The organism is Acidisoma sp. (assembly GCF_035492295.1).
Classification (GTDB): domain Bacteria; phylum Pseudomonadota; class Alphaproteobacteria; order Acetobacterales; family Acetobacteraceae; genus Acidisoma.
In genome coordinates this window covers 1-7,408 of sequence record NZ_DATJJK010000183.1, presented here as the reverse complement: position 1 = coordinate 7,408, position 7,408 = coordinate 1, and the positions used below count along the sequence as shown (strand labels likewise).

The 7,408-nt window shown below is 60.9% G+C and carries 7 protein-coding genes; 6 read left to right on the top strand and 1 reads right to left on the bottom strand.

The window, feature by feature from the left end; genetic code table 11:
- A partial coding sequence (locus VL752_RS13520) for an aspartate/glutamate racemase family protein (RefSeq protein ID WP_325356089.1) occupies positions 1–546 on the top strand: 546 nt, incomplete at its 5' end.
- 73 nt (positions 547–619) lie between these two features.
- Here VL752_RS13520 and VL752_RS13515 read toward each other — a convergent pair.
- A complete protein-coding gene (locus VL752_RS13515; RefSeq protein ID WP_325356087.1) occupies positions 620–1,543 on the bottom strand; it encodes a LysR family transcriptional regulator in 924 nt (307 codons plus the stop codon).
- 157 nt (positions 1,544–1,700) lie between these two features.
- Here VL752_RS13515 and VL752_RS13510 point away from each other — a divergent pair, with 157 nt between their 5' ends.
- The 5 genes from VL752_RS13510 (at position 1,701) to VL752_RS13490 (ending at position 7,370) form a co-directional block, all read left to right on the top strand.
- Complete coding sequence (locus tag VL752_RS13510) at positions 1,701–2,780, top strand: alanine racemase (protein WP_325356085.1); 1,080 nt, start codon at positions 1,701–1,703, stop codon at positions 2,778–2,780.
- Positions 2,781–2,791: 11 nt separating this feature from the next.
- Positions 2,792–3,724, top strand: coding sequence for an ornithine cyclodeaminase family protein (locus VL752_RS13505; RefSeq protein ID WP_325356083.1), 933 nt, complete (start codon positions 2,792–2,794; stop codon positions 3,722–3,724).
- A 126-nt stretch (positions 3,725–3,850) separates the two neighbouring features.
- Entirely contained in the window at positions 3,851–4,999 is a 1,149-nt protein-coding gene (locus tag VL752_RS13500; RefSeq protein ID WP_325356081.1) for an amidohydrolase/deacetylase family metallohydrolase, read from the top strand.
- An 18-nt stretch (positions 5,000–5,017) separates the two neighbouring features.
- On the top strand, positions 5,018–6,451 hold the full coding sequence (locus VL752_RS13495; protein ID WP_325356079.1) for an aldehyde dehydrogenase family protein: 1,434 nt from the start codon (positions 5,018–5,020) through the stop codon (positions 6,449–6,451).
- A gap of 175 nt (positions 6,452–6,626) precedes the next feature.
- Positions 6,627–7,370 (top strand): class II aldolase/adducin family protein, encoded by a 744-nt coding sequence (locus VL752_RS13490; protein ID WP_325356077.1) that lies wholly within the window; start codon positions 6,627–6,629, stop codon positions 7,368–7,370.
- Positions 7,371–7,408 lie beyond the last annotated feature (38 nt).

Here is a 7,408-nt window from a genome sequence, read left to right as displayed (position 1 = left end):
CTCACGGCCGATCGCGCGGCCGCGGGCGCTCAAACGCCTGCTCTCTCGAAACGCATGGTGGATTTGGCAAGATATGCCGCCGGGAGCGGGGCAGATGGGATCCTCTTCACCTGCTCGGCATTCGGTGAGGGTATTGAGCTGGCGGCGCAGCAACTATCCATCCCGGTTCTGAAGCCGAATGAAGCGATGTTCGACGCCGCCCTGGCGATTGGCGGTCGCATCGGCATGCTCGCAACCTTCGAACCGGCGGTCGCTTCCATGGAGGAGGAGTTTCGCACGATGGCGCAGGCGGCAGGCTCGGAAGCAACGCTTGAAACCGTCATTGTCCCTGGCGGCCGTGCCGCGCTCATGGCCAATGACCTGGCCACCCATGACCAGCTTATCGCCCGGGCAACAGCCGGGCTTGATCACTGTGATGCGATCCTGCTCGCGCATTTCTCCATGGCGACAGCTGAATCGGCTGCACAGTCCCACACGCGGCGGCCCGTTCTCTCGGCCCCGGCGAGTGCGGTTGTGAAGCTAAAGGCGATGATAGGTGAGCGGTAGTTCCAATTTGTCGTGCGGCGCAAAACCTCGGATTAGTCCGAGCTGTCATGCCGCGGTGGGCCTGCTCCGTCGACTATCTTGATCGGGCTACGGTCGAACGCCAAGGGGGTGGCTGGAGCGCCGCCTTCACAAACTCGAGAAAGCGATCGGTCCGTGCCACCCGGCCACTCCTCGACGCGAGGAGAGCGACAACATCGACATCCGGCAAGCGCCAGTCCGGCAGCAACTCCACCAGGCGGCCGGTGTTGAGTTCCTCCGAGACATCCCACTCCGATCGCACGGTGATACCCAGACCGGCCAAGACCCATTGCTTGATGACCTCACCGTCATTGCTGCTCATGGCCGGCTGAATGCGAACCGTAACGGCAGCCTCTTCGGCGTTCCGGAATGACCATAATGTCGCGTCATCCCGGTTCTCTCTAATCACCGCACAGATATGGGCTCGAAGGTCGGTTGGGCTTTCCGGCAATCCATGGCGCTCGATATAGCTCGGGGCCGCGCAAAGCACGCGCCGGTTGGGAGCAAGCCGGACCATTGTCATCGTCGAATCAGTCAGCGGACCAACATGGACCAGGACATCCCAACTCTCGCTCTGCAGGTGCCCGGGATCGTCGAACAGCGACAGGGTGAGTTCCACCTGCGGATAGGCCGTCCGCAGCCTCTCCATGACCTGGGCGACATAGCGGCGACCGAATCCGAAAGGAGCCGCGACGCGGAGGTGGCCTGTCACGGCATCTCGGCGCCGGCCTAGATTTTCGGTGAGTGCGTCGATCTGCGCGAGCACTGCGGTGCCCTGAGCGGCGAGCAGATGTCCTTCGGCCGTCAATTGCAGGCGGCGGCTCGACCGATCGACGAGGCGAACGCCTACGCGGCTCTCCAGCGAGCGGAGGCGTTGCGTCACGGCGGAGGGGCTCACTCCAAGCGCACGCGACGCGGCAGCGAGCGACGTGGCCTCGCTCAGCACCGAGAAGAACTGCAAATCGTATGAACTGACCATTTAGGTCAAACTTAACCTAATATGAGCCTTTGCTGAAATGGCGCTTGGTCATGGGCGGGGCTATCAGTCCTCATGTGTCTTTGCGTGGAATTCGCCCATGACGACCGCTCCATTGCTTGCCCTTCCCACACCTGCCTTGATTCTCGATGAAGCGCGCATGCGTCGGAATATCATGCGGTTACGCGCCCATCTGGAACCGCTCGGCGTTGAGATCCGACCGCATCTTAAGACGGTCAAGTCGGTGGAAGCGGCCCGCCGCGTCCTCAAGGACGGCATCGGACCGGCGACCGTGTCAACGCTGAAAGAAGCCGAGGTTTTTGGCGCCGCAGGGGTGAAGGATATCCTTTACGCGGTAGGGATATCCCCGGACAAGTTGGAGAGGGTCCTAAGTCTTCGGGCAATGGGCTGCGATCTCACCGTAGTCTTGGATTCCATCGTCCAGGCAGAGGCGGTAGCGACCGCATCTCGACTCAGCGGCGAGCCGATTCCGGCGCTGATCGAGATTGACTCCGACGGGCATCGGTCCGGCCTCGCGGCCAATGACCCAAAACTCGTGCAGATCGGCGAAATTCTGGCCAAGGGGGCGCGGCTGCGCGGCGTCATTACCCATGCCGGCGAGAGCTACGCTGCGGTGGGCGCCGAAGCCCAGGCTGCCTTCGCGGAACAGGAGCGGTCCGCCGTTGTCGCTGCCGCCGAGACGCTGCGCCGGGCCGGCCTGCCATGCCCAGTCGTCAGTCTGGGCTCGACCCCCACGGCCCATGCCGCCCGGAATCTGGACGGTGTCACGGAGGTCCGGGCCGGCGTCTATGTGTTTTTCGATCTTTTCATGGCGGGAATCGAGGTGTGCACACAGGACGACATTGCCTTGTCGGTCCTCACGACCGTCATTGGGCATCAAAAGGAGCGCGGATGGATCATCGTGGACGCCGGCTGGATGGCGATGTCGCGTGATCGGGGTACGGCCAATCAGGCGATTGACCAGGGGTTCGGCGTTGTTTGCGACGGTCAAAGGCGACCGTTGAAGGACCTGATCGTCGTCACGGCAAACCAGGAGCATGGTGTGGTCGCCGTCCGGCCGGGCAGCGAAACGCCGCTACCCGATCTGCCGATCGGCACAAAGCTCCATATCCTACCGAACCACGCCTGTGCAACCGCGGCCCAGTTCGATGGCTATCACGTGCTTTCCGCGAACGAATCCAACGATTTGGCCTATTGGCCGCGGTTCCGTGGCTGGTGAGGGGACAGGCGATGTTGTTCATTTCGGAAGAAGAATCCGCAGCGCTCGCGTCCCATGAAATGGCATTCGCCGCGGCGCAGGAAGCGCTTGAGATCGCCTGCGCCGAAGGGACCGTGAACTTTCCCGTCGTCCTCGGCCATGGATCATCGAGCCGGAACCGCTTCACTGTTAAATCTGCGGCCACTGCCGATCTTGCGGGCCTTAAAGTCGGCTCCTATTGGCCCGGTAATCTGGATCGCGGGTTCCCGCGCCATAACTCCATGATCCTGCTCTTTGACCAGGAGAGCGGCCGCCTCACGGTCGCGATGGAGGCCGGCAAGCTCAACGCCTATCGTACCGCCGCGGCAGATGCCGTTGCCGCAGACATGCTGGCCCGCAAAGACGCCTCGACATTGGTGATCTTCGGCAGCGGTCATCAGGCCGCTTACGAATGCGCGGCGATCTCCCGGATACGTCCGTTGAAGCGGGTCCTGATCGTCGCCCGAGACCGCGACCGCGGAACCGCCATGGCCACGTCGATCAGCGCGCTGGGGCTGGATGCCCAGGTCGCGGAGGCGAAGGCGGCCTGCGCCGTCGCCGACATCATCGTCACGGCAACGGCGTCCCGCGCTCCGCTCTTCGATGCTGATTGGGTTCGTCCGGGGACGCATCTCGCCAGCATGGGTTCAGACGCGACAGGCAAGCAAGAAATGCCACCGGCGCTCTTTCCGCGGGCGTCGCTGTTCTGTGACTTCCCAAATCAGTCTCGTAGCATTGGCGAATTCCAACACGCAGCGGGAAGCGCGCCGCTCGTTGCCATCGGAGACGTTCTGGCCGGGCGCCATCCGGGGCGTCGGTCGGGCGAAGAAATTACCATTTTTGACAGCTCGGGATTGTCGGTTCAGGACCTGTGTATCGCGCGCCATGTGCTGGCTGCGCGACGGCCGTCTTCGGGGAAGGAGTGACAGTGCCACCGAACCATCACCGCGTGGTTGGAGAGGCGCATAACGATCGGCAGTGTGCGATCATCTTTTCATGTAGAGAAAACATGCAATGACCATGCATCGTGACAACTCTCATAGAGCGGTATCATGATGGCGGCGGATCTCGTTCTGCGAGGCGGTCGGGTCATCGATCCGTCTCAGGATTTGGATTGCGTGACCGACGTCGCCTTTGCCGATGGTGTGGTCGTCGGCCTTGGCGATGGCCTGAGCGGGGACAGTATCCATGACGTCTCCGGTCACATCGTCACCCCTGGACTGGTCGATCTTCATACCCATGTTTATTGGGGCGGCACTTCGCTTGGCATCGATGCGGAAGAGTATGCGCGCCTCAGCGGCGTGACGACCAGTGTTGACACGGGGTCGGCCGGCCCCGGAAATTTTCCCGGCTTTCGTCGGCACGTCATTGATCAAAGCGCCGTCCGCATCCTTGCCTATCTCAATATCTCCTTCGCAGGCATCTACGCATTCTCACACCGCATCATGGTTGGAGAGAGTCACGATATGCGACTTATGGCTGCATGTGACGCGGTGGAGGTCGCGGAGGCGAATAGGGATGTTATTGTCGGCATCAAGGTTCGCCTCGGGCGCATAGCGAGTGGATCAAGCGGCATCGCACCGCTTGATATTGCGCTCCAGGTTGCCGACAAAACGGGTTTGCCGATGATGGTTCACATCGACGAACCACCTCCGACCTACGAGGCGGTGGTAGAACGGCTGCGACCCGGTGACGTGCTGACCCATTGTTACAGGCCGTTCCCGAACGCGCCGATTGATGGGAAGGGGCAGGTGAGGTCCGAAGTCCTGAAGGCACGCGACCGCGGCGTGATCTTTGATATCGGTCATGGCAAGGGGTCGTTTTCCTGGAAAACCGCTCGGGCAATGATGGCGGCCGGCTTCCCTCCGGATGTCATCTCTTCTGACGTGCATCAACTCTGCATCAACGGTCCAGCTTATGATCAAGTGACCACGATGTCGAAGTTCTTATGCCTCGGAATGAAACTCCAGGACATAATTGCTCGAGCGACTTCGGCGCCGGCGTTTGCTTTGCGAAGGCCTGAGCTCGGCGGTCTTCGACCGGGAAGTGTCGGCGACGCGACGATTCTCTCAGTCCAGGAGGGCGAGTTTCCCTTTGAAGATGTATTGGGTGAGTTTGTGATTGGGTCGCAAAGACTCTTGTCGAAAGGCGTGGTGGTCGGCGGCTGTTGGTGGCATCCGTCACCCGGCGAGCAGCACTAGAAGGTGGGATCGAAGGCGATGGAAAACTGGCAGAACTATATCGGCGGACAGTGGGTATCGGAACCCGAGACCATGCCGGCGATCAGTCCGGCAAACGGCGAGACCATCGGCATGCTGCCGAAGAGTTCACGCGAAACGGCGCAGCGCGCTATAGCGGCCGCCCGAGCAACTCAAGGCAGCTGGGCGGCAACGTCTGTGTGGAAGCGGGCCGAAATCTGCGAAGCGGTCGCTACCAAGCTTGATGAGCGTCGGAATGAGATTGCGCGAGTCGTCAGCCTGGAGCAGGGCAAGCCGCTTGCCGAAGCAATTGCCGAGGTCACGAAGGCAGCGAGTGGTTTTCGTTTGGCTGCTTCCCTTGTCATGCAGATGCGTGGCGCCACCATGCCGGCGGAAGATCCGAGGAAGCTGGTAATGACCATCCGGCAGCCGCGCGGCGTCTATGCCGTCGTCACGCCTTGGAATTTTCCGGTCAACATACCCGTAGAATATCTCGCCCCCGGCATCGCGACCGGGAATGCCATCGTCTGGGTTCCGGCACCCACGACCTCCATGTGCGCCGTGATGCTCATGCGCGCGATCGAAGATGCCGGGCTTCCTCCTGGTGTCGTCAATCTCGTGATCGGCGAAGGGGCGACTGTTGGAGACGAGATTGTCAGCCATCCGGATACCAACGGCATCGGCTTCACAGGCAGCGCCTTAACCGGCCGACGAATCGCCGAGCGTGGGGCGGGCAAGCCCATGCTGCTGGAACTCGGCGGCAACGGGCCGGTCATCGTCTTCGAGGATGCGATGGTTGACCGTGCGGCGGAAGCGGCGGCGCGGGGGGCGTTCCTCAATGCCGGACAGGTTTGTGCGGCAACGGGGCGCGTGCTGGCCCACCGCGATATTGCCGATACCTTTGCCCGCCGCGTCGTGGAGATCGCTCGCGATGTCAAGCTTGGCGATCCGTTGCATCAGGGCACGACGATGGGACCGCTCAACAATCCGAAGCTCGCTCAGAAGGTTCGCGAACAAGTGGATGACGCGGTGGCGTCCGGCGCCAAACTGCTGGCCGGCGGCAAGGTGCGGCCCGACCTCGGCAGTGATCTTTTCTTCGAACCGACTGTTCTCTCGGGTGTAACGCGGTCGATGCGTATCAACCGGGAGGAGACATTCGGCCCTGTCGTGCCGATCCTCACCTTTGATAGCGAGGCCGAGGCGTTGGATTTGGCGCTGGACAGCGAATATGGCCTGAGCGTCGGTGTGTTCACGGAGAACATGGCGCGCGCGCTCAGCTTCGCGGAGAGGATTCCTGCTGGCATCGTGAACGTGAATGGGGCCAGCAACTATTGGGAGCTGCATCTACCCTTCGGTGGCGGGAGCGGGACCAAGAGCGGTCTTGGTCGCCTCGGCGGAATGCTCACGCTGGAGGCGATGACAGAGATTAAAATGATTTCCATTCATCGGGAATAGCAGTCAAAACACGCCCATTCCTGGGTCAGCATCCGGGGATGGGCGTGCGTTGAAGCAGGCGCCTGCCGCACTGGGGTACGGTCGATGCTGCCTCGGCATCAAGAGATCAGAAATTGGCATTTCCGATCGGCTAGGTCCGCCCCTAGCGTCCTGCGGAAGAAATTAGGAGCTTCCGATGGTGGATATTGATCGCAGCGACGATGTCGAATGGGAGTGCCGACGGGACCTTGCCGCGGTTTTCCGCGTGCTCGGCCGGCTCGGGATGAATGAACAGATCGCCAATCACAACAGCGTCATGCTGCCAGGCAGTGACAATCTGTTCCTGATCAATCCGCGTGGCCTGCATTTCGCCGAGGTGACGGCGAGTAAACTCATTCTTTGCGATCTCGATGGACGGGTCCTGAAAGGACGCGGCGAGCTACGCAAGGTTGCCTTTCAGATTCATGCCCGTATCCATCAGCGACACCCGCAAGCGCGCTGCATTCTACATGTGCATCCGCAATATCTTACGGCACTTTCCATGCTCGATCACGGCATTCTTGAGCTCGCGCATCAGAACAGCATTACCCTATATGATCGAATTGCCTATGATACGATGCACAACGGGCCTGTTCTGGATGGGAACGAAGGTCAGCGGATCGCAGATGTTCTCGGCGAGAAGACCATTCTCTTGATGGGCAACCACGGTGTTACTGTCGTAGGCGGGACGATCCACGAGGCATTCGACGAACTCTATATGGCCGAACGGACCTGCATGTATCAGATGACGGCCATGAATACAGGCCTTCCGCTGCGGAGACTGAACGACAGCCTGCGTGACCACTATAATGGTCCATGGAGCAATCGCTTTGATTCCCGCCAGCATCTTGATGCCTGGCGTCGCATTCTGGATCGGGAAGAGCCTGACTACGCCGAATAGAGACCGGCTTCTGAGGTCATGATGTCTCGGACCGGGAG

Coding starts and splice junctions, on each gene's coding strand:
- VL752_RS13500 (WP_325356081.1), top strand. CDS start 3,851: ATGATGGCGGCGGATCTCGTTCTGCGAGGCGGTCGGGTCATCGATCCG.
- VL752_RS13510 (WP_325356085.1), top strand. CDS start 1,701: ATGCGTCGGAATATCATGCGGTTACGCGCCCATCTGGAACCGCTCGGC.
- VL752_RS13495 (WP_325356079.1), top strand. CDS start 5,018: ATGGAAAACTGGCAGAACTATATCGGCGGACAGTGGGTATCGGAACCC.
- VL752_RS13490 (WP_325356077.1), top strand. CDS start 6,627: ATGGTGGATATTGATCGCAGCGACGATGTCGAATGGGAGTGCCGACGG.
- VL752_RS13515 (WP_325356087.1), bottom strand. CDS start 1,543: ATGGTCAGTTCATACGATTTGCAGTTCTTCTCGGTGCTGAGCGAGGCC.
- VL752_RS13505 (WP_325356083.1), top strand. CDS start 2,792: ATGTTGTTCATTTCGGAAGAAGAATCCGCAGCGCTCGCGTCCCATGAA.